Origin of the sequence: Cellulomonas soli (assembly GCF_052036975.1) — a bacterium.
In the GTDB taxonomy this organism is placed as follows: Bacteria; Actinomycetota; Actinomycetes; order Actinomycetales; family Cellulomonadaceae; genus Cellulomonas; species Cellulomonas soli_A.
The window spans coordinates 19,396-39,018 of sequence record NZ_JBQIAR010000007.1 but is presented as its reverse complement, the minus strand read 5'-3'; the positions used below and the strand labels follow the sequence as shown (position 1 = coordinate 39,018).

General features: G+C 74.0%; 18 protein-coding genes and 3 tRNA genes. 13 read left to right on the top strand and 8 right to left on the bottom strand.

Features of this window, described 5'->3' with window-relative positions; genetic code table 11:
• Positions 1 to 2: 2 nt before the first annotated feature.
• On the bottom strand, positions 3 to 470 hold the full coding sequence (bcp, locus tag ACTHAM_RS09080) for a thioredoxin-dependent thiol peroxidase (protein ID WP_440686570.1): 468 nt from the start codon (positions 468 to 470) through the stop codon (positions 3 to 5).
• A 128-nt stretch (positions 471 to 598) separates the two neighbouring features.
• On the opposite strand from bcp, the gene ACTHAM_RS09075 reads away from it, so the two are divergent.
• The 3 genes from ACTHAM_RS09075 (at position 599) to ACTHAM_RS09065 (ending at position 1,392) form a co-directional block, all read left to right on the top strand.
• Positions 599 to 895: a GroES family chaperonin gene (locus ACTHAM_RS09075; protein WP_440686871.1), complete on the top strand. Its 297-nt coding sequence runs from the start codon at positions 599 to 601 to the stop codon at positions 893 to 895.
• A gap of 143 nt (positions 896 to 1,038) precedes the next feature.
• On the top strand, positions 1,039 to 1,254 hold the full coding sequence (locus tag ACTHAM_RS09070) for a hypothetical protein (protein WP_440686568.1): 216 nt from the start codon (positions 1,039 to 1,041) through the stop codon (positions 1,252 to 1,254).
• A gap of 65 nt (positions 1,255 to 1,319) precedes the next feature.
• Positions 1,320 to 1,392: transfer RNA gene (locus ACTHAM_RS09065), tRNA-Lys, on the top strand.
• A gap of 136 nt (positions 1,393 to 1,528) precedes the next feature.
• Here the strand turns inward: ACTHAM_RS09065 and ACTHAM_RS09060 are convergent.
• A complete protein-coding gene (locus ACTHAM_RS09060) occupies positions 1,529 to 3,187 on the bottom strand; it encodes a diguanylate cyclase (protein ID WP_440686566.1) in 1,659 nt (552 codons plus the stop codon).
• A gap of 157 nt (positions 3,188 to 3,344) precedes the next feature.
• Between ACTHAM_RS09060 and ACTHAM_RS09055 the strand changes: the two genes are divergently transcribed.
• Positions 3,345 to 4,271, top strand: a complete 927-nt coding sequence (locus tag ACTHAM_RS09055; RefSeq protein WP_440686564.1) for an ATP-grasp domain-containing protein — start codon at positions 3,345 to 3,347, stop codon at positions 4,269 to 4,271.
• A gap of 133 nt (positions 4,272 to 4,404) precedes the next feature.
• A tRNA-His gene (locus tag ACTHAM_RS09050) sits at positions 4,405 to 4,477 on the top strand.
• A gap of 66 nt (positions 4,478 to 4,543) precedes the next feature.
• Here ACTHAM_RS09050 and orn read toward each other — a convergent pair.
• The gene (gene orn, locus ACTHAM_RS09045; protein ID WP_440686562.1) at positions 4,544 to 5,209 is read right to left on the bottom strand and encodes an oligoribonuclease; all 666 of its coding nucleotides are present in this window, start codon (positions 5,207 to 5,209) and stop codon (positions 4,544 to 4,546) included.
• Between the two features lie 44 nt (positions 5,210 to 5,253).
• Positions 5,254 to 5,559 carry a hypothetical protein gene (locus ACTHAM_RS09040; RefSeq protein WP_440686560.1) on the bottom strand — a complete coding sequence of 102 codons (306 nt, stop codon included), beginning with the start codon at positions 5,557 to 5,559 and terminating at the stop codon, positions 5,254 to 5,256.
• A 660-nt stretch (positions 5,560 to 6,219) separates the two neighbouring features.
• Here ACTHAM_RS09040 and ACTHAM_RS09035 point away from each other — a divergent pair.
• On the top strand, positions 6,220 to 6,369 hold the full coding sequence (locus ACTHAM_RS09035) for a hypothetical protein (protein ID WP_440686558.1): 150 nt from the start codon (positions 6,220 to 6,222) through the stop codon (positions 6,367 to 6,369).
• 93 nt (positions 6,370 to 6,462) lie between these two features.
• On the opposite strand, the gene ACTHAM_RS09030 is transcribed toward ACTHAM_RS09035, so the two are convergent.
• A tRNA-Arg gene (locus ACTHAM_RS09030) sits at positions 6,463 to 6,535 on the bottom strand.
• A gap of 148 nt (positions 6,536 to 6,683) precedes the next feature.
• On the opposite strand from ACTHAM_RS09030, the gene ACTHAM_RS09025 reads away from it, so the two are divergent.
• The 7 genes from ACTHAM_RS09025 (at position 6,684) to ACTHAM_RS08995 (ending at position 16,577) form a co-directional block, all read left to right on the top strand.
• The gene (locus ACTHAM_RS09025) at positions 6,684 to 8,432 is read left to right on the top strand and encodes a dynamin family protein (RefSeq protein ID WP_440686556.1); all 1,749 of its coding nucleotides are present in this window, start codon (positions 6,684 to 6,686) and stop codon (positions 8,430 to 8,432) included.
• A complete protein-coding gene (locus ACTHAM_RS09020; RefSeq protein WP_440686554.1) occupies positions 8,429 to 9,934 on the top strand; it encodes a GTPase in 1,506 nt (501 codons plus the stop codon). The genes ACTHAM_RS09025 and ACTHAM_RS09020 overlap by 4 nt, the downstream gene beginning before the upstream one ends.
• Positions 9,935 to 10,095: 161 nt before the next feature.
• A complete protein-coding gene (locus ACTHAM_RS09015) occupies positions 10,096 to 10,635 on the top strand; it encodes a single-stranded DNA-binding protein (RefSeq protein ID WP_440686552.1) in 540 nt (179 codons plus the stop codon).
• Positions 10,636 to 10,755: 120 nt separating this feature from the next.
• Complete coding sequence (ettA, locus tag ACTHAM_RS09010) at positions 10,756 to 12,438, top strand: energy-dependent translational throttle protein EttA (RefSeq protein WP_440686550.1); 1,683 nt, start codon at positions 10,756 to 10,758, stop codon at positions 12,436 to 12,438.
• 10 nt (positions 12,439 to 12,448) lie between these two features.
• Positions 12,449 to 14,389: a dynamin family protein gene (locus tag ACTHAM_RS09005; protein ID WP_440686548.1), complete on the top strand. Its 1,941-nt coding sequence runs from the start codon at positions 12,449 to 12,451 to the stop codon at positions 14,387 to 14,389.
• Entirely contained in the window at positions 14,386 to 16,077 is a 1,692-nt protein-coding gene (locus tag ACTHAM_RS09000) for a GTPase family protein (protein WP_440686546.1), read from the top strand. Before ACTHAM_RS09005 ends, ACTHAM_RS09000 begins: the two co-directional genes overlap by 4 nt.
• Entirely contained in the window at positions 16,074 to 16,577 is a 504-nt protein-coding gene (locus tag ACTHAM_RS08995) for an acyl-CoA thioesterase (RefSeq protein ID WP_440686544.1), read from the top strand. Before ACTHAM_RS09000 ends, ACTHAM_RS08995 begins: the two co-directional genes overlap by 4 nt.
• Here ACTHAM_RS08995 and ACTHAM_RS08990 read toward each other — a convergent pair.
• From ACTHAM_RS08990 to ACTHAM_RS08980, 3 genes are read right to left on the bottom strand one after another with little or no spacing between them, the layout of a single operon-like run.
• Entirely contained in the window at positions 16,560 to 18,275 is a 1,716-nt protein-coding gene (locus tag ACTHAM_RS08990; protein WP_440686542.1) for an SDR family oxidoreductase, read from the bottom strand. The two genes, ACTHAM_RS08995 and ACTHAM_RS08990, sit on opposite strands and share 18 nt — an antisense overlap.
• Before the next feature lie 44 nt (positions 18,276 to 18,319).
• Positions 18,320 to 19,219: an acyl-CoA thioesterase gene (locus ACTHAM_RS08985; RefSeq protein WP_440686540.1), complete on the bottom strand. Its 900-nt coding sequence runs from the start codon at positions 19,217 to 19,219 to the stop codon at positions 18,320 to 18,322.
• 9 nt (positions 19,220 to 19,228) lie between these two features.
• Positions 19,229 to 19,612, bottom strand: coding sequence for a globin (locus ACTHAM_RS08980; protein WP_440686538.1), 384 nt, complete (start codon positions 19,610 to 19,612; stop codon positions 19,229 to 19,231).
• Positions 19,613 to 19,623: the final 11 nt, after the last annotated feature.

Genomic DNA, 19,623 nt, shown 5'->3' with positions numbered 1-19,623 from the left:
CGTCAGCCCAGGCCGAGCTCGCGTCGCAGCCGGGCCACGTGGCCGGTGGCGCGCACGTTGTACTGGGCGTGGGTGACGACGCCGGCCTCGTCCACGACGACCGTCGAACGGATGACGCCGGTGACGGTCTTGCCGTAGAGCGTCTTCTCGCCCCAGGCGCCCCACGCCTCGAGGGTCGACCGCTCGAGGTCCGAGGCGAGGGGGAAGGTCAACGCCTCTGCCTCCGCGAACGCCGCCAGGGCGGGGACCGGGTCGGGGGAGATGCCGACCACGGCGTAGCCGGCGGACTGCAGCGAGGCCAGCGAGTCGCGGAAGTCGCACGCCTCCTTGGTGCACCCGGGGGTCGATGCGGCCGGGTAGAAGTACACGATGACGCGGCGCCCGCGCAGGTCGTGCAGCCGGACGGTGCCTCCGTCAGCGGTGGGCAGCGTGAAGTCGGGTGCGGTGTCGCCGACGGCGAGACGGGGCACGGGTGCTCCTCATGGGCTGGCGGGCGGCCCGGGCTGGGCCGTGGGCGTCCAGCGTAGGGCGAGCGGGTACCGTCGGGGCCGTGAACAGCCCCGCCGCCGGCACCCCGCGGACCGACCTGCCGATCCGCATGCTCAACGACCGCCTGCTGGTCGCGCTCGACGGGGACTCCGCGGAGCGCCGGTCGAGCGCCGGCATCGTGATCCCCGCGACGGCCGTCGTCGGCAAGCGGCTGACGTGGGGATCGGTGCGGGCCGTCGGGCAGCACGTGCGCCAGGTGGAGGTCGGCGACAAGGTGCTCTTCGACGCCGAGGAGCGGGCCGAGGTCGAGCTGGAGGGCTCCATGTACCTGCTCCTGCGGGAGAAGGACGTCCACGCCGTGGCCGAGCCGCGCGGTGAGGGTCAGGGCACCGGCCTGTACCTGTGAGGGCCATCCGGGTGGTCTGCGCATCATCCGGGTGACATCGGCCACTTCGCGGGCCTTCAGGTGTTGCACAGGCTCTGCCGTGATGCTCCGATGAAGAACCCGGCGCGGAACCGCCGCCGTGCGGGCCGACGAGGAGGACGCGCGTGGACGACGCCGCCCGGGACGAGGCGCAGGCCATCAAGGACCTGCTCGCCGAGCATGTCCCGCTCGCGCTCCTGGTGGACCTTCTGGCCGCTCCTGGTGGGTCGTCCTCACAGATCCTCGCGGAGGAGGGGCTGCCGGAGGACGCCTGGTGGGAGTCGGGTGGCGGGGGCCCCGCCGAGGGGTCCGCGGACCGCGGCGCGACCGACCCGGAGTGACGGTCGTCACGGCGGGGGGTCCGAGTTGGATTCTTCGGCCGCGACCCGCTAACGTTCTCAATCGCGCGCCATTAGCTCAATTGGCAGAGCAGCTGACTCTTAATCAGCGGGTTCGGGGTTCGAGTCCCTGATGGCGCACAGCGAGAGGCCCTGACCAGCGGAAACGCCGGTCAGGGCCTCTCTTCGTCGTCGGGGCGTGACCCATCCGGGTATCTCACCATGCCGCGCCGCGCCGTGACCCGGCGGAGTCCGAGACGGTCCGGACCTCGAGGTCTCAGGCGTCGGTGCTCGCCGACTGGCGCACCTGGTTGCGGCCGCCTGCCTTCGCCTCGTACAGCCCGGCGTCGGCCCGGGCCAACGTGCGGTCGATCGTCTCGCCGGGCCGCCACGCGGACACGCCGACGCTGACGGTCACACGGGAGTCCGACATGGGCCCCTCCCACACCAGCGCCTCCACGCGGGCCCGCAGCCGCTCGCAGATCTCCAGCGCCTTCGGTCCAGCCAGGCCGTCGAGCACCAGGGCGAACTCCTCGCCGCCGTACCGGGCCGCCAGGTCGCCCGTGCGCAGGCCCGCACGCATGGTGTGGGCGATCCGCTGCAGCACCGCGTCGCCGGTCTGGTGCGACCAGGTGTCGTTGACGCGCTTGAAGTGGTCGACGTCGACGAGCGCCACGGTGAACTGCCGGCGGTCCTCCAGGCGCCGCGCCAGCTCGCGGTCCAGCGCCCTGCGGTTCGCCAGCCCCGTCAGCGGGTCGTGCGCGGCCTCGTGCGCCAGGCGCGCGTTGTGCTCCTCGAGCTCCTGCGAGCGGCGACGTTCCGACTCGGCGACCCGCTCGGCGCGGTCCAGCTCCATGCGGGCGCCCAGCAGGGCGGCGCGGCGTTCGGCCATGGCGTCCCCGGTGCGCACGGTCAGCTCGTGCAGCTCGTGCAGGGCGTCGAGCGCACCTGCCAGGTTGCCCTGCGACTCCTCGGCGTCGACGAGCACCTGCAGCAGGCCGGCGCGTTCGGCCGGGCGCCGCAGCTCGTCGCACAGCACAAGACCGGCGGTCGCCTCGAGGGTCGCGTCCGCGAAACGGCCGCTGCGCATCAGCCACCCTGAGCGGATGCGGTGCAGGGCCAGGCGCTGCATGGCCGACGGGAAGCGGTCGAGCATGTCGGCGGCGGTGTCCAGCACGGCGCCGGCGGCGGGCAGGTCGTCGGCGAGCACGTGCGCGGTGGCCACCGTGAACCGGGCGTCGATGGACGTGCGGCTCAGCCCGGCGGCATCGGCGTCCTGCACGGCCTCCAGGGCCAGGGCCAGGGCACGCCGGGCCGCGGCGCGTGCGCCGCGCGGGTTCTCCTCCGCCAGGCGGGCGCTGGTCTCGACGAACGTGCGTGCCAGGTGTGCGTGCGCGATCGAGGCACGGTCCGGGTCGCCGGCCTGCAGCCACAGCCGGTGGGCCTGCGTGAGCACTCCGGCGGCCTGCGGGGCGAAGTGCGGCATCGCGGTGTACACGGTGCCCAGCGTGGTCAGCACGTCGGCGGTGCCGGCGACGTCGTCGGCCTCGCGTCGCAGCTCGACGGCCCGCGTGAGCAGGTCGACGGCGTCCTCGATGTTGCCCAGGTCGTGGTGCACGAGGCCTTCGCGTGCCAGTGCCCGCGACTGCCAGACCAGCTCGCCGTTCTCGCGGGCCAGCTGCTCGGAGCGTGACGCGGCGGCCAGGGCGTCGGAGTCCTGCCCGAGGGCGTGGTGCGCCACGGCCGCGTAGTAGCTCAGCTGCATCTCGGCCTGGACGGCGTCCTCGTCGCGGGCACGACGCAGCATCGCCGCCGAACGGGCGACAGCCTCGGTGGCGTCGGAGTCGGCCAGGAAGGCCAGCTCGTCGACCAGGGCGCCCCAGTCCTCGGGGCCGAGCAGGTTGCCCACCCCGCCGTGCTCCTCGTCCGCGTTCATCGACCCGTCGTCCGTTCTTTGCCCCGCCGTCGGGGCTGCAGCCCTGCGTTGTCCGGCACATCGGGTGCGACGGGCGTGCGCTGAGAGGTCAGGGTGGGTCATATCCGGGTCGTGGGGTGCTGAGACCCCCGGGTGCGCACCCCGATACGCTCAACCCGTGACGAACTCGACCGCACGCCTGGCGCTGGCCACCTGCGCTGCCCTGCCGGAGCTCGACCCCGACGACCTCCCGCTGCGTGAGGCGCTGTGGGAACGTGGCATCGAGGCAGAACCGGTCGTCTGGGACGACCCCACCGTCGACTGGGCGGCCTACTCGCACGTGGTGATCCGTTCGACGTGGGACTACACGGACCGCCCGGTGCAGTTCACCGACTGGACGCGCCGCGTCGAGCGCAGCAGCCGGCTGCTGAACCCCTCCGACGTGGTCACCTGGAACATCGACAAGACGTACCTGCGTGACCTGGACCGCATCGGGGTGCCGATCGTCCCCACCATCTGGTTGGACCCGGAGCGCAACTTCGACGCCCGGGCCATCCACACCCGGTTCCCGGCCTTCGGTGACTTCGTCATCAAGCCGACCGTCAGTGCGGGTTCGCGCGACACGGGCCGGTACGCGGCGGACGAGACCCCCTCACGCTCGTTGGCCATCACGCATGCCAAGAACCTGCTCGGCGTCGGGCGTCGCGTCATGCTGCAGCGCTACCTGCGCCAGGTCGACACGGTCGGGGAGACCGCGCTGGTGTACGTCGACGGCCAGTTCAGCCACTCGGTCCGCAAGGGGCCGCTGCTGGCCGGGCCGTTCCGTGCCGAGCAGACCGAGGGTGTGCTGTACCGCAGCGAGGTGATGGAGCCGCGGGAGGCGTCCGAGGCCGAACGTGCGGTGGCCGACGCGGTCATCGCGGCGCTCCCGCAGGTCCTGCCGCAGCTGGACGGTCCGTTGCTGTACTCGCGCGTGGACCTCATCCCGGACGACGAGGGCAAGCCGGTGCTGCTCGAGCTGGAGCTGACCGAGCCGTCGCTGTTCTTCGAGCACGGACCGGGTTCCGCCGAGCGGTTCGCCGACGCGCTGGCCGCACGTCTGTGACCTCACCGGGCGCCGGCGACTGCGCTCTGCGTCGCTCCGGTGGGCCGCGCCGTGCGCCCGTTCCGGGGCGGTGCTGACCACCTCCGAGGACCCGGTACACTTTTCGTCGTCCCTGGCGCACGCGCCAGGCGTGGTGGCTATAGCTCAGGTGGTAGAGCACCTGGTTGTGGTCCAGGGGGTCGCGGGTTCAAGTCCCGTTAGCCACCCGTGCAGCACGAAGGGCGTCGACCTCACGGTCGGCGCCCTTCGTCGTTCCTGCGTCGCTGTGCGCCTCAGTCGCGCGCGACCGACTGCTTGACCGACGTCGCCACGACCTCGGCGGCGATGGCCTTGGCCGCAGCGGAGTCCGGCCCCGGCTGCGCGGGCAGCAGCGCCGCACGGTAGTAGCGCAGCTCGTCGATGCTCTCGAGGATGTCCGCGAGCGCCCGGTGCCCGCCGTTCTTCGCCGGGGAGGCGAAGTACACGCGCGGGTACCAGCGCCGGGCGAGCTCCTTGATCGAGGAGACGTCGATCACGCGGTAGTGCAGGTGGGCGACCAGCTCGGGCATGTCGCGCTCGAGGAACGCCTTGTCGGTGCCCACCGAGTTGCCGGCCAGGGGTGCCTTGGACGGGTCGGGCACCCAGCGGCGCACGTACTCCAGCACGGTGGCCTGGGCCTCGGCGAGCGTGGTGCCGGCGGCCAGGTCGTCCAGCAGCCCGGAGGTGGTGTGCATGGTGCGGACGAAGTCGTTCATCTGCTCCAGCGCCTGCGCGGGTGGGGCGATGAGCACGTCGACGCCGTCGCCGAGCACCCGCAGCTCGGAGTCGGTGACGACCGCGGCGACCTCGACGAGGGCGTCGGCGCCCAGGTCGAGGCCGGTCATCTCGCAGTCGATCCACACGATCCGGTCGTTCGACTCGTGTCCGTTCGTGGTTCCTGGGGCAGGCGTGCTGGTCACGCGGTCAGCCTACGGCGCCGGGGCGGGTGGAGCGCGGGACCGCCTCACTGCCGCCGGGTGCGTCGGGGACGCCGCGGGGCGTTCGCTGCGGCAGGCGGGGGGTCGGTCCGCCGCGCCGCGCGGGCCTCGGTGGGCCGGGTCTGTGGGACGGGTGGAGGGCCGGGCACGGTCGAGGCGACCCAGGTGGCCACGGCGACGACGACGAACGCGACCGCACCCACAAGGGCGGCCGTGCGCCACCGGACGCCGGCCCAGTGCAGCACGGGCACGGTGATCACGGCGGCTGCGGCGGCGAGGAGCGGCGGCTCGTACCAGCGTGCCCCGGTGGGTGACGTCACGCGGGTGGGCACCCGTTCATCGTTCCACGCGGGGGAGTGGCGCAGGGCCGGATCCGGGGAATGGCCGGCGATGCCGACGACCGGGTGGGTGCTGCACGAGAACGGCGGCCGTCCCCCTTGTCAGGGACGGCCGCCGGGCGGGCTCATCGGGCCACGAGGGTCGACGGGGCCGACGCGAGCAGCGTCGGCACCGACCATCGCGAGGGTGGGCGCCTCGTGGCGTCGGACGGGTGTCTGCGTGCCCGACCGCGCGTGGTGCCACGGTGAAGGGCGGCGTCGGCGAGCCGACGCTCCTGCTCCTGACGGACCAGGTCGTAGATCATGTTCGGGTGCACGGTGGTCTCCTGGGCGTGAGCGACCGGACCCCCTGACGGGGGCCTGGTCGAGGTGGTTGCGGTGAGACCACCAGACCACGGCGGACGTGCCCAGGGCACGTCTTTTCCCGGTGACGACCCGGGACGTCCGCCGCGTCGAGGCGAACCCCGCGGTGGTCGACCCTCTCGCCACGGCCCACGCTCCGGGCAGGAAGATGGTTGACTGCGTTCGCCGGTGTTCCGCTCGCCGACTCGTCTACCTGGTGAGGCTGAGATGACCACAGCGCCGCATGCGCGGGCCGTCGACCCGTCTGCCGTTCGCGAGTCGATCCGCACCGGCGGCCCGTGGTGGCGGCCGGTGAGATCCTGGGCGCTCGGCGCTGCGGTCGGCCTCGTCTCGATGGTGCTGTTCGACTCCGTGTGGCCGTCCGTGGCTCTGACCCTCGGCATCGGACTGGTCGGCGTCGGGCTCTCCTACACCTGGCCGCGCTTTCACGGGCGTCGCTGACCGCCGACAGCTCCGGCACCCGGCCTGGGGCCTGGGGCGCGCGCCATGGCGGTGGCGCGTGGCGTCCCCATCACCGATAGCGGCTCGTGTGGGCGCCCCCGGCAGGACTCGAACCTGCAACCGACGGATTAGAAGGCCGTTGCTCTATCCGTTGAGCTACGGGGGCCGTGACGTGCGGTGACCAGCGTAGTGGCCGCTGCGGGGGCCCGCGGAGCCCCGCCGGGAGGCATCTGGGGTGTCCGGAAGGTCCTTCCGTGACCAGTTCACCGCGTGGCGCGTTTGGCCTGGTCAGATCGCGCCACGACAATGGTTCTGTGAGTGCGCCGGTAGACCCGCAGTCCGTGCCTTCGGCACGCCCGGCGTCGTCGAGCCATGATGCGCTCGCCCGCGACGTGCTGGCCCGGCCGTTGGCCGCCATGTCGTTGCTCGACGCGGTGCGTGACCTGCACCGCGACGTGGCTGCTACGGGCTTCCCGTTGGAGCTCGCGGACACGCCGGGTGCCTCGGCGTCACGGGAACGGCTGGTCGACCAGCTGGCCGAGCACCTGATCCCGCGTCTGACGGAGCTGTCGGCGCCGGCGGTGGTCGTCGTGTCCGGCTCGACCGGGGCGGGTAAGTCGACGTTGGTGAACTCGCTGGTCGGCCGCGAGGTCAGCGCCGCGGGCGTGCTGCGGCCCACGACGCGTCGCCCGGTGCTGGTGCACAACCCGCTCGACGTCGAGCTGCTCTCGCATCATCCGGTGCTGGAGTCGGTCGAGGTCGTCGCGGACGAGAACGTGCCGCGCGGCATCGCGCTGCTGGACGCGCCCGACCTGGACTCCGTGCTGGAGTCCAACCGACTCTCGGCGCACCGGCTGCTCGAGGCGGCGGACCTGTGGCTGTTCGTCACCACGGCAGCACGGTACGGGGATGCGCTGCCCTGGCAGGTGCTGCAGTCCGCGGTCGACCGTGGCACCTCGATCGCGATGGTCCTCAACCGGGTGCCCCCCGCCTCGCTGCCGACGGTGCGCGGTGACCTGCTCGAGCGGCTGCGCGGCCACGGGCTGCAGGGGTCGCCGCTGTTCGTGGTGCCCGACGTGGGGCCGCACGAGGGGTTGCTGTCCGCGGCGGTCGTGGCGCCCATCCAACGGTGGTTGCAGATGCTGGCCGGGCCGGACCGGGCGCGCACGGTGATCGGCCGCACGTTGCGCGGGTCGTTGTCGGCGTTGCGCCCGTGGGTCGACGAGCTGGCCGAGGCGGTGCAGCACCAGGCCGACGCCGCCGCGACGATCGCTGCTGCGCTCGACGAGGCGTTGGCCGAGCCGTCCGCGCAGGCCGTGGCCTCGGTGCGTGGTGGTGCCGTGGCCGACGGCGCGGTGCGGGCGCGGTGGGACGAGCTGACCGCCCCCGGTGCGCCGTTCGCCGGGATCCCGCGGCCCTCGGGGCGCCTGCGCGGTTCCGCCCGTGCTGGTCGCGCGCGGGCGGTGGCTGTCGAGCCGTTGCTCGCTGACCTGGTGCGCGCAGTGACGGCGGCCATGGGTGCGGCCGGTGCGCACACCGAACGGGTGCTGCGGGCACGCATCGTCGGCCCGGGCGCCCCTGAGGGTGGTGCGTCGGTGGACGCCGCCTGGTCGGCGTCCGAGGCGGCGCAGACCCGCTCGTCGGCCGCTGAGCAGACCGCCCGTGGCTGGGTGGCGCAGGGTCCGCGCGTGGTCCGCGCCGCCCTGGCCGTGCCCCCGCCGGCCACGGACCCGGACGGTGCGGCGCGTCGCAGCAGGGACGTGGCACGCGAGGCCCGGCGACGGGCCAAGGCCGAGAAGGTCCTGACGACCGAGGGTCTGGCTGCGCTGGCCCTGGCCGGTGCGGCCGGTGTGGTCCCCGCGCGCGACCTGCTCGCGGACGTGCTCGGTGCGGCCGGCACGCAGGCCGTGGACGACCTGCGGGCCGACCTCGTGGACCGGGTGCTCGCCCAGGTGGCGCTCGAACGTGCCCATGCCGCCGACGCCCTGGACCACCCCGACCTGGCCGATGACGCAGCCTCGCGTCTGCGGCTGCGACTGGCCGTGCTGAAGGGACTCACGTGAGCGAGCCGGAGCAGGTGGCCGTGACGCGGGGGGCGCTGCACGGTGACGAGACCCTGGAGCTGGCTCAGCGCGTGGTCGCGCTCGACGAGGCGCTCGTGGTCGGCGGGGCACGCCTGGAGCCGGCCGTCGTGGCCCGTGTGTCGCGCACCATCGACGGCGTGCGCGAACGCATCGAGCTGGGGGTCGACCAGACGGTCGTCGCGCTGGTCGGCGGGACGGGGTCGGGCAAGTCGAGCCTGTTCAACGCCGTGTGCGGGCTGGACTTCGCCGACGTGGGCGTCAAACGCCCCACGACCTCGCAGATCACGGCGTGCGTGTGGGGTGAGGACGGCGGACCGCTGCTGGACTGGTTGACGGTCGCCGAGGACCGCCGCATCGTGCGCGAGAGCCTGCTCGACGGCGACACCGAGGCTCCGCTGCGTGGCCTGGTGCTGCTGGACCTGCCCGACCACGACTCGATCGAGCCGGCACACCGGGAGGTCGTGGACCGTCTGCTGCCGCAGGCCGACCTGCTGGTGTGGGTGGTCGACCCGCAGAAGTACGCCGACGACGCCCTGCACACCGGGTACCTGCAGCGTCTGGTGGGTCATGAGGCCGCCATGGTCGTCGTGCTCAACCAGGTCGACACGGTGCCGCCCGACGTGCGGGAGGACCTGGCCGCGGACGTGGCCCGGCTGCTCGTGGAGGACGGGCTCACCGGGGTCGACGTGCGCCCGGTGTCGGCGGTCACGGGGGAGGGGGTCGCCGAGCTGCGTGACCTGCTGGCCGCCGTGGTCCGCACCCGGTCGCTGGCCGCCAAGCGGGCAGGCGCCGAGGTCAACGACGCTGCGGCGCTGGTGGCCGCCCAGGTGGGGCTGCGTGAGCCGTCGCCGACAGCGTTGGGTGTGGGTGACGTGGTCGAGACGCTGGTCGGTGCGGCCGGTCTGCGGGCCGTGTCGGACGCCGTCGCCGCGGTGGTGCGCGGTGGCTCACGGTCCGCGCCGGCCTTCGGTGCGGTGCAGGCCGACGCCGTGGACCTCGCGCGCACGGCCTGGCTGGGTGCGGTGACGCCGGGTCTGCCGCGGCGCTGGTCGCAGGACGTCGCCGAGCGGGTCGCCACGGCGGCCGAGCTGCGGCTGGCCGTGGCCGACTCGCTGGTCGGGGTCGCGGTCGCGGCGCGCCGTTCGGGCTGGGCGGCGCTGACCACGGTCGCGGCGATCGTCGTGCTGGGTCTGGGGGTGCTGCTCGCCGCGGTGGCCGTGGGCTCGCGGTTCGGTGGTGGGGAGCCGGCCAACGGGTGGACGACCGTCGGGGCGGTCGTGCTGGTCGCAGGGGGCGTCGCCCTGCTGGTCCTGGCGGCCGCGGTGCGCCGGGCCGCGGCGCGCCGCCGGGCTGCCGGTGTGCTGCGGGCCGGGCGCTCGGCGCTCGAGCAGGTGGCGCTGGTGCGGCTGGCGGAGCCGACGCAGGCGGTGCTGGCCGAGCACCGCCGGGTGCGGGAGCTGGCGGCCTCGGCGATCCGCTGATCCGGGGCGCGCGCAACGCCGCGCCATCGAGCCGCCCCCAGCCCCGACAGGTCAGTCTGCATCCCTCGCTGCGCCGTGCCGCCGCACGAGGCCGGCCCCGACCTCGGGAGTCTGGCGCGACCCGCCCCGCACACCGTGGGGCACGCGCCCCGGAGGCACCCATGAGCACGCACTCCCTCGACCTGACCCTCGTCGGCTGGATCGCCACGCCGGTCCGGCACTACCCCGGCACCGACGGCGGTACGCCGTTCACCTCGTTCCGGCTGGCCAGCACGCGCCGCTGGTTCGACCGTGAGCAGGGCGTGTGGAAGGACGGCCGCACCGAGTGGTTCACCGTCAAGTGCTTCCGCGGCACCGCCCTCAACGCCGCCACCTCGCTGCGCAAGGGCGACCCCGTGGTGGTGCACGGGCGGATCGCCACCGAGGACTGGACCGGCGCCGACGGGCCGCGCACCACGCTGGTCATCGAGGCCTCCGCGATCGGCCACGACCTGACCTACGGTGCGTCGCAGTTCATGCGCACGGTCCACACCGGCGGCCAGGGTGAGGGTGCCGGCGAGCCGATCGAGCCCGGCGACGCGCAGGAGCCCGGGCTCGACCCCGTCGACGTCTCGGCGCTCATGGCGCTCGACGACGCCGACGTCGTGGGCACCCTCGTGGCGGTCGAGCAGGAGGCACGCGACCTGGCGCCCGCCAGGTGATCGCCTAGGCTGGGGGACCGGCACACCCGACGACGCAGCAGGTCGGCCGCGCCGCACACCCGACGCCGGCCGACCCGCCGCGTCCCCCACACACCGAGCAGGCAGGCGGACACAGAGCCAGTGGCTGAGTTCATCTACTCCATGTACAAGGCGCGCAAGGCGCACGGAGACAAGGTCATCCTCGACGACGTCTCCCTCAACTTCCTTCCCGGCGCCAAGATCGGCGTCGTCGGCCCCAACGGCGCCGGCAAGTCCACGATCCTGAAGATCATGGCCGGCCTGGACCAGCCCTCCAACGGTGAGGCGCGCCTGAGCCCCGGCTACACGGTGGGCATCCTGCAGCAGGAGCCGCCGCTGAACGAGAACAAGACCGTGCTCGGCAACGTCCAGGAGGGCGTCGCCGAGATCCACGGCAAGCTCGACCGCTACAACGAGATCTCGGCCCTCATGGCCGAGCCCGACGCGGACTTCGACGCGCTGCTCGCCGAGATGGGCCAGCTGCAGGAAGCCATCGACGCGGCCGACGCCTGGGACCTGGACGCCCAGCTCGAGCAGGCCATGGACGCGCTGCGCTGCCCGCCGCCGGACGCCGACGTCTCCGTGCTGTCCGGTGGTGAGCGCCGCCGCGTGGCCCTGTGCAAGCTGCTGCTGGAGAAGCCCGACCTGCTGCTGCTGGACGAGCCCACCAACCACCTGGACGCCGAGTCGGTGCTCTGGCTCGAGCAGCACCTGCAGCAGTACCCCGGTGCGATCCTGGCCGTCACCCACGACCGGTACTTCCTGGACCACGTCGCGGAGTGGATCTGCGAGGTCGACCGCGGCCGTCTGTACCCGTACGAGGGCAACTACTCCACCTACCTGGAGAAGAAGGGCGCCCGCCTGGAGGTCCAGGGCAAGAAGGACGCCAAGCTCGCCAAGCGCCTGGCCGAGGAGCTCGCCTGGGTGCGCTCGAACGCCAAGGGTCGCCAGACGAAGTCCAAGTCGCGTCTGGCCCGCTACGAGGAGATGGCCGCCGAGGCGGACCGCACCAGGAAGCTGGACTTCGAGGAGATCCAGATCCCGCCGGGCCCGCGCCTGGGCTCGGTCGTCCTGGAGGCCACGAAGCTGGAGAAGGGCTTCGACGACCGCAAGCTCATCGACGGCCTGAGCTTCACGCTGCCGCGCAACGGCATCGTCGGGGTCATCGGCCCCAACGGTGTCGGCAAGACGACCCTGTTCAAGACCATCGTCGGCCTCGAGCCGCTCGACGGCGGCAACCTCAAGGTCGGCGAGACGGTCTCGATCTCGTACGTCGACCAGGGGCGCGGGGGCATCGACCCGAAGAAGACCCTGTGGGAGGTCGTCTCCGACGGGCTCGACTTCATCAAGGTCGGCAACGTCGAGATGCCTTCGCGGGCGTACGTCGCCGCGTTCGGGTTCAAGGGCCCCGACCAGCAGAAGCCCGCCGGTGTGCTCTCCGGTGGCGAGCGCAACCGGCTGAACCTGGCCCTCACGCTCAAGCAGGGCGGCAACCTGCTGCTGCTCGACGAGCCCACCAACGACCTGGACGTCGAGACGCTCGGCTCGCTGGAGAACGCCCTGCTGGAGTTCCCCGGCTGCGCCGTGGTCGTCTCGCACGACCGGTGGTTCCTGGACAGGGTGGCCACGCACATCCTGGCGTACGAGGGCACCGAGGAGGACCCGGCCGCCTGGTACTGGTTCGAGGGCAACTTCGCCTCCTACGAGGAGAACAAGGTCGCCCGTCTGGGTGCGGACGCCGCCCGCCCGCACCGCGTCACGTACCGCAAGCTGCGCCGGGACTGACGGCCAGGCCATGAGCACCCACGCCTCGGCGGGAGCGGACACGTCCGCCCTCGCCGAGGCGTTGCTCGACCTGCGCGCGCACCTGGCGCAGGTCGCCCTGCCGCTGGAGGTCGCCGGTGCCGACGAGGCGCGGCGGGTCCGGGCCGAGCTGCTGCACCAGCTGGACGACCAGCTGCTGCCGCGGCTGCGCGCGGCGGGCGCCCCGTTGCTCGCCGTGCTCGGCGGGTCCACGGGCGCCGGCAAGTCGACGCTGGTGAACTCCCTGCTCGGGCAGCAGGTCACGACCTCGGGTGTGCTGCGACCCACCACGCGCTGGCCGGTGCTCGTGCACCACCCGGCCGACGTCGGCTGGTTCTCCACCGACCGGATCCTGCCCGCGCTGGCCCGCGTGCGAGCCGGCGGCACAGGCGTCGGCAGGCCCAGGACGGCCGAGGCGTCGGCTGCGCCCGAGCCGGCCGAGGGCGGCGCCGGGGGGCTGCGGCTGGTGGCCAGCGAGGCGCTGTGGCCCGGCCTGGCCCTGCTGGACGCACCCGACATCGACTCGGTGGTCGAGGAGAACCGGGTGCTCGCCGGGCAGCTGCTCGGCGCGGCGGACCTGTGGCTCTTCGTGACGACGGCCGCGCGGTACGCCGACGCCGTGCCGTGGGACCTGCTCGCCGAGGCCTCCCGGAGGTCGGTGTCGCTGGCCGTCGTGCTCGACCGGGTCGACCCCGGGGCGGAGGGCGCGGTCAGCGCCGACCTGCGCCAGATGCTCGACGCGCACGCACTGGCGGACGTGCCGGTGCTGCTCGTGCCCGAGGTGACACCCGTCGGCGGCCTGCTGCCGGAGCACGCGATCGCCCCCGTGGCCTCGTGGTTGACGGCGCTCGGTGAGGACGCCGCCGCGCGGGCGGACGCGATCGCCCGGACCCGCGACGGCCTCGTCGACGACGTGGTGCGTCGGGCGGCCGACGTGGCGGACGCCTCCGACGCGCAGCGCGCCGTCCGCGACCGGCTGCGGGCGCAGGTCGACGACGCGTTCGCCGCGGCGCTGGCCGACATCGCCCGCGCGACCTCCGACGGGACGCTGCTGCGCGGTGAGGTGCTGGCGCGCTGGCAGGAGCTGGTGGGCACCGGGGAGCTCGTCCGCTCGCTGGAACGGCAGGTGTCGCGCCTGCGGGACCGCCTGGCGGCGGCGTGGCGGGGTCGGCCCGCGCAGGTGCCCGCGCTGCAGGAGGCCATCGGGCACGACCTGGACGTGCTGACGGTCGACGCCGTGGCCACCGCCGCCGAGCGTGTGACGTCCGCGTGGCGCAGCGACCCTGCGGCCGTGGGACTGCTGGCCGACGTCGCGGCGGGCGACCCGGGCCGGCTGCGCGCCGACGTCGCGGCGCAGGTGCGCGGCTGGCAGGACGACGTGATGGCCCTGGTGACCGACGAAGGGGCCGGGCGTCGCACCACGGCCCGGGCGCTGTCGTTCGGTGTGAACGGTCTGGGTGCCACGCTGATGCTCCTGGTCTTCGCCTCGACGGGCGGGCTCACGGGCGCCGAGGTGGGGATCGCCGGCGGCGCCGCGGTGCTGGCCCAGCGGGTGCTCGAGGCCGTGTTCGGCGACGACGCCGTGCGGCGGCTGACCCGGACCGCGCACCAGCGGCTCACCGACCGTCTGGGTGCGGTGGCCGAGCGGGAGGCGGCGCGCTTCACCGTGACCCTCGATGCCCTGGGACTGGATGCCGACGACGCCCGAGGGGTGCGCCGGGCCGCGGTGCGCGTGGCGGCCTCGCCTCGGCCGGGGGTCCCCGTCCGGGACGCGGAAGGCCCGGTGGGCGTACCGGCCGGAGGCCTGCGGGGCGCCGGGTTCGTGCCCGATGACGCCGGCGCCGGTACGGGACTGCCGGGTCGGGCCCAAGACGCCCAGGTCGGTCGGCTGCGACGGTGGTGGACCCGCCGTGCGCCGCGGGGTGATCGATGACCCGCGGCGGTGCTGACCTGGCGACCCGGGTCGAGGCGTTGGCGCAGGCCGCCCAGGCGGGTGAGGGTCGGCTGCCAGTCGACGTGCTCCAGGGCGTGAACGCCACGGTGGCCCGGGTCCGCGAGCGGCTCGCGCTGGCACCCGGGCGCACCGTCGTCGCCCTGGCCGGGGCCACCGGGTCGGGCAAGTCGTCGGTGGCCAACGCGTTGACCGGCACGGACGTGGCCCAGGTGGGCGTCCGTCGCCCGACGACCGCCGAACCGGTCGCGGCCGTGTGGCCCGCCGACGACGGTGCCCACGGCGACGCGCACGGGCTGCTCGACTGGTTGGCCGTGCACCGGCGCGTCGAGGTCGACACGGGCGGGCTGCCCGGGCTGGTGCTGCTCGACCTGCCGGACCACGACTCGGTGGAGGTGACCCACCGCGCGGTCGCCGAACGGCTCTACACGCGGGCCGACCTGCTGGTGTGGGTGCTCGACCCGCAGAAGTACGCCGACGCGGCCCTGCACGTGCGCTACCTGCGTCCGCTGGCCGGTCATGCGGGCGTCATGGTGCTGGTGCTCAACCACGCCGACCGCCTGGAGGCGGGCGACCTCGAGGCGTGCGTGGCCGACCTGCGTCGGCTCGCCGCGCAGGACGGTCTGGGTGCCGTGCCGGTGCTCGCCGTCAGTGCCCGCACCGGGTGGGGCGTCCCGCAGCTGCGGGACCTGCTGGGCGAGGCGGCTGCGCGGCGTCGTGCCGCGGTCGACCGCCTCGAGGCCGATGTCGTCGCGAGCGCTCGGCGCGTGCAGGCGGAGGTCCCCGCTGCACCCCGTGCGGCGCGGGCCGGCCGGGGGAGCGCACCGTCGGGTCAGGTCGACGCGCTCGTCACCGCGTGCGAGCAGGCCGCCGGTGTGCCTGTCGTGGTGCGCGCCGTGCAGGCGGCGGCGGCCCGGCACGGGCGGGCAGCCACGGGGTGGCCACCGCTGCGCTGGGTGCACCGGTGGCGCGCCGACCCGCTGCGACGCCTGCACCTGCGCGTCGGTACCCCGCTCGACGCGACCACGACGCGCACTGGCGCGGGCACCATGAGCGATGGAGCGCGCGAGGGGGTGACCGGCGTGAGTGGCGGCGCCGTGGCACGCGCCCGTGTGTCGGACGCCTTGCGCACCTACCTGGCCGCCGAGTTGGACGGCGCCCCACCGGCGTGGGTCGAGGCGGCACGTGCGGCTGCCTCGACCGAGGACCTCCCTGACGCCCTCGACCAGGCGGTGGTCGGCACCACGCTGCTGCCCGAGCGGTCCCCGCTGTGGTGGCGCGCAGTCGGCGTCGCGCAGGGGGTGCTGCTCGCGGCGGCGGGCGCCGGTGTGCTGTGGTTGGCTGCGCTCGCCGTGCTGGCCTACCTGCGCCTGCCCGAACCCACCACGCCGCAGTGGGGTGGTGTCCCCGCACCGACCGCCCTCGCCCTGGGCGGTGTGCTGGCCGGTGTCCTGCTCGCCGTGCTCGGTGCCGTGCTGTCCGGCTGGGGTGCGCGGCGTCGCGCGGCGATCGCGCGCCGGCGGCTGCGCGCGGCCGTGGCCGACGTGGTGCGCGCCCGTATCGTCGTGCCGGTCACCGCCGAGGTGGACCGGTGGGTGCTGTGCCGGACCTCCGCCGACCGGGCAGCCGGTGCTGCCCGCCGAACCCACGACCCGGAAGGGGCCCGATGACCAGGCTCGAGGTGCCGGTGCAGCTGCGCTGGTCCGACATGGATGCCTACGCGCACGTCAACAACGTCGAGATGCTGCGCCTGCTCGAGGAGGCGCGCATCGAGGTGTTCTGGGCGCACCCGCCCACACCCGACGGGTCGGTCCGGCACTGGCCCACGGCTGTCATCGACGCGGCACCGGGGGCACCCTTGTCGACGTTGGTGGCCCGGCAGGAGATCGAGTACCTGCGGCCGCTGGCCTACCGCCGTCGGCCCGTCGTCATCGAGATGTGGCTCGGTCATCTGGGTGGGGCGAGCCTGGATGTCTGCTACGAGGTGCGTGACCTGCCGCCGTCGGACCCGGACAGCGTGCTGTACGCGCGGGCCGTGACGACCCTGGTCATCGTCGACGCCGTCACCGGGGCGCCGCAGCGCATCGCCGAGGACGTGCGGGCGGCCTGGGCCCCGTACGTGGAGGAGCCGGTCTCGATGCGGCGACGGGGTTCACGCACCGAGGCCTGACGGCCCGGTGTCCGAGCGGCGGTCGGTGCGGGCGCGCTCGGCGGTGCGTGCCGCACGGGCGACGTTGCGCTGCATGCCACCGAACACCAGACCGTGGAACGGTGAGACGGCCCACCAGTAGGCGTGACCGGCCAGTCCGCGCGGGTGGAACAGCGCCCGCTGCGCGAACACCGCCGGGGGTGTGGTCCAGGCGTCGCCGGCCAAGGTCGGGCCACCCGGGTCGTCCTCGTGCTGGTCCTCCGCGGTGGCGCTCGCGGGCTCGACCGACAGCTCGAGCCAGGCCAGCCCGGGCAGGCGCATCTCCGCACGCAGTCGCAGCAGCCGTCCGCGGTCGACCTCCTCGACACGCCAGAAGTCCACGGCGTCGTCCACGAGCAGGCGGTGCGGGTCTCGCCGCCCGCGGCGCAGGCCCGGGCCTCCCACCAACCGGTCGGCCAGCCCCCGCACGTGCCACACGAACGGCCACGAGTACCAGCCGTGCTCACCACCGACGGCCTCGATGACCCGCCACAACGCGGCCGGTGAGGCCTCGACCTGCACACGCCGCGTGTCGACGTACAACGAGCCGCCCGCCCAGTCGGGGTCGGTGGGCAGCGGGTCGCTGGGGGCCCCGGGCACGGCGGCGGACGACCAGCGGGTCGTCACGGCGGCCTCGTGCACGCGTTGCAGGGCGAGCCGCACCGCCAGGTCGAACCCGATGAGTCCACCGGGCGGGTCGGGCACCAGGTCCGCGATGTCGTGCTCGTCGCACACGACCTCGTGCACCAGCGACTCGACGAGCGGGCGGGCCAGCCCCGCCGGGACGGGGGTGACGAGGGAGACCCACAGGCTCGACAGCCGCGGCGTGAGCACCCCGACGCCCACGATGAGCCGTCGGCGCAGTCCGGCGACCGCGGCGTAGCGCTGCATCATCTGCCGGTAGGTGAGCACCTCGGGTCCGCCGATGTCGAAGCCACGGTTCACGTCGGCCGGCATGGCGGCCGACCCGACCAGGTACCGCAGCACGTCGCGCACGGCGATCGGCTGGATGCGGTTCTCGACCCAGCGGGGCACCGTCATGGCGGGCAGGCGTTCGGTGAGGTAGCGCATCATCTCGAACGAGGCCGACCCGGAGCCGAGGATCACCGCGGCGCGCAGCACGGTGGTCGGCACCCCGGAGGCGAGCAGGATCTCGCCCACCTCGGCGCGTGAGGACAGGTGCGGGGACAGCTCCTCGCCGGCCGGTGCCAGGCCACCGAGGTAGACGATGCGTCGCACGCCCGCCTCGCGGGCGGCCTGGGCGAACACACGGGCGGTGTGCCGGTCGCGCGACTCGAAGGTGCTCCCGGTGCCCAGGGAGTGGATGAGGTAGTACGCCACGTCGACGCCGGTCAACGCGGTGCGGATCGCCTCGAGGTCGGCGGCGTCTGCGCGGGCCGTCTCCACCTCGTCGTGCCACGGCCGTGCGCGCAGCCGCTCCGGGCGTCGTGCCACGGCCCGGACCCGGTAGCCGGCGGCGAGCAGCTCGGGCACGAGCCGTCCACCGACGTAGCCGGTGACCCCGGTGACGGCGACCAGCGGTGCATCGGGGCGCGGGCGGCCGTCCGGCCCGACCCCCGGCACGAGACCCGCGAGCGTGCCCGCCACGGGGGCAGGGTCGAGCGCCGGGCCGGGCGCGGAACCCTGCGCAGCGGGGTCGGGACGGGGCGCGGGGGTCATCCCCGCAGTCTGCGGGCGGGTAGCCGAGGCCGCACGTGGGGCGCTCAGTCGAGCGGTACCCGGACCATGCCCTCCTGGGCGATCGAGGCGACCAGGCTGCCGTCCTGCCGGAACACGCGTGCCGCGCCCAGCCCGCGCCCGCCGTGCGCGTTGGGCGTCGACTGCACGTACAGCAGCCACTCGTCGACGCGGACGTCACGGTGCCACCACATGGCGTGGTCGAGGCTTGCGATCGACAGGCCCGGTGTGGACCACGCACGGCCGGCGCGCCGCAGCACGGGTTCGAGCATCACCTGGTCGCACGCGAACGCGAGCATCGCGCGGTGCAGCAGCGGGTCGTCGGGCAGCGGGCCGCGCGAGCGCATCCAGATCATCTGCCGGCCGCTGAGCTCACCCTCGTGGTGGGGGTCGGGGCGCAGGTAGATGGGCTGACCGACGTGCCGCAGGTCGAAGGCGACCTCGTCGACCCAGAACTTCGCCACCGGGTGGTCGACCTGGGCGAACAGGTCGAACGCGGAGGTGAGCGTCTCGGGGTCGGGGACGCCGCGCGGCATGGGCTCGTCGTAGTCGATGCCGGGCTGCTCCTCCTGGAACGAGGCGATCATGGACAGGATCGGCTGCCCGCCCTGGATCGCGTGCGTGCGCCGCGCGGTGAACGAGCGACCGTCGCGCAGGCGTTCGACGGCGAACGTGATGGGTTCACGGTCGTCGCCGGCGCGCAGGAAGTACCCGTGCATGGAGTGCGGCAGCCGGCCCTCGGGCACGGTGCGTCCGGCCGCGAGCAGCGACTGGGCGATGACCTGCCCGCCGAACACCCGCCCGTTGGGCCGGGGCAGGCTGGGCCCGGTGAACATGTTCGGGTCGGTGGGGTCGGCGACGAGCGCCATCGCCGACAAGGTCGTGGTGATGGGGTCGGTCGGGTCATGCCGGTCGGCCGTGGTCATCGCGTCCCCTCAGTCGTCGAACGTGTTGAGCATCGAGTGGGCGGCCCGCTCCAGGTAGTCCCACAGCTGTGCGCGGTGCAGCGGGGCCAGGTCGAGCTCGTCGAGCGCCGTGCGCATGTGCGTGAGCCAGCGGTCCCGGGCCTCGGGGTTGACCTTGTAGGGCGCGTGGCGCATCCGCAGCCGGGGGTGCCCGCGCTGCTCGGAGTAGGTGGTCGGACCGCCCCAGTACTGCTCGAGGAACGCGGTGAGGCGTGCGGCGGCCGGCGCGAGGTCCTCCTCGGGGTACATCGGCCGCAGCACGGGGTCGTCGGCCACGCCGCGGTAGAACCCGTCGACGAGCCGCACGAACGTGTCGTGACCGCCGATCGTGTCGTAGAAGGAGTCCGATCTCACCGGCCCATCCT

Bases quoted from the DNA above. Each gene is read 5' to 3' on its own strand.
- ACTHAM_RS09000 (WP_440686546.1), top strand. From the start codon at position 14,386: ATGACCCGCGGCGGTGCTGACCTGGCGACCCGGGTCGAGGCGTTGGCG.
- ACTHAM_RS09060 (WP_440686566.1), bottom strand. From the start codon at position 3,187: ATGAACGCGGACGAGGAGCACGGCGGGGTGGGCAACCTGCTCGGCCCC.
- ACTHAM_RS09015 (WP_440686552.1), top strand. From the start codon at position 10,096: ATGAGCACGCACTCCCTCGACCTGACCCTCGTCGGCTGGATCGCCACG.
- ACTHAM_RS09075 (WP_440686871.1), top strand. From the start codon at position 599: ATGCTCAACGACCGCCTGCTGGTCGCGCTCGACGGGGACTCCGCGGAG.
- ACTHAM_RS09005 (WP_440686548.1), top strand. From the start codon at position 12,449: ATGAGCACCCACGCCTCGGCGGGAGCGGACACGTCCGCCCTCGCCGAG.
- ACTHAM_RS08985 (WP_440686540.1), bottom strand. From the start codon at position 19,219: ATGACCACGGCCGACCGGCATGACCCGACCGACCCCATCACCACGACC.
- ACTHAM_RS08990 (WP_440686542.1), bottom strand. From the start codon at position 18,275: ATGACCCCCGCGCCCCGTCCCGACCCCGCTGCGCAGGGTTCCGCGCCC.
- ACTHAM_RS08995 (WP_440686544.1), top strand. From the start codon at position 16,074: ATGACCAGGCTCGAGGTGCCGGTGCAGCTGCGCTGGTCCGACATGGAT.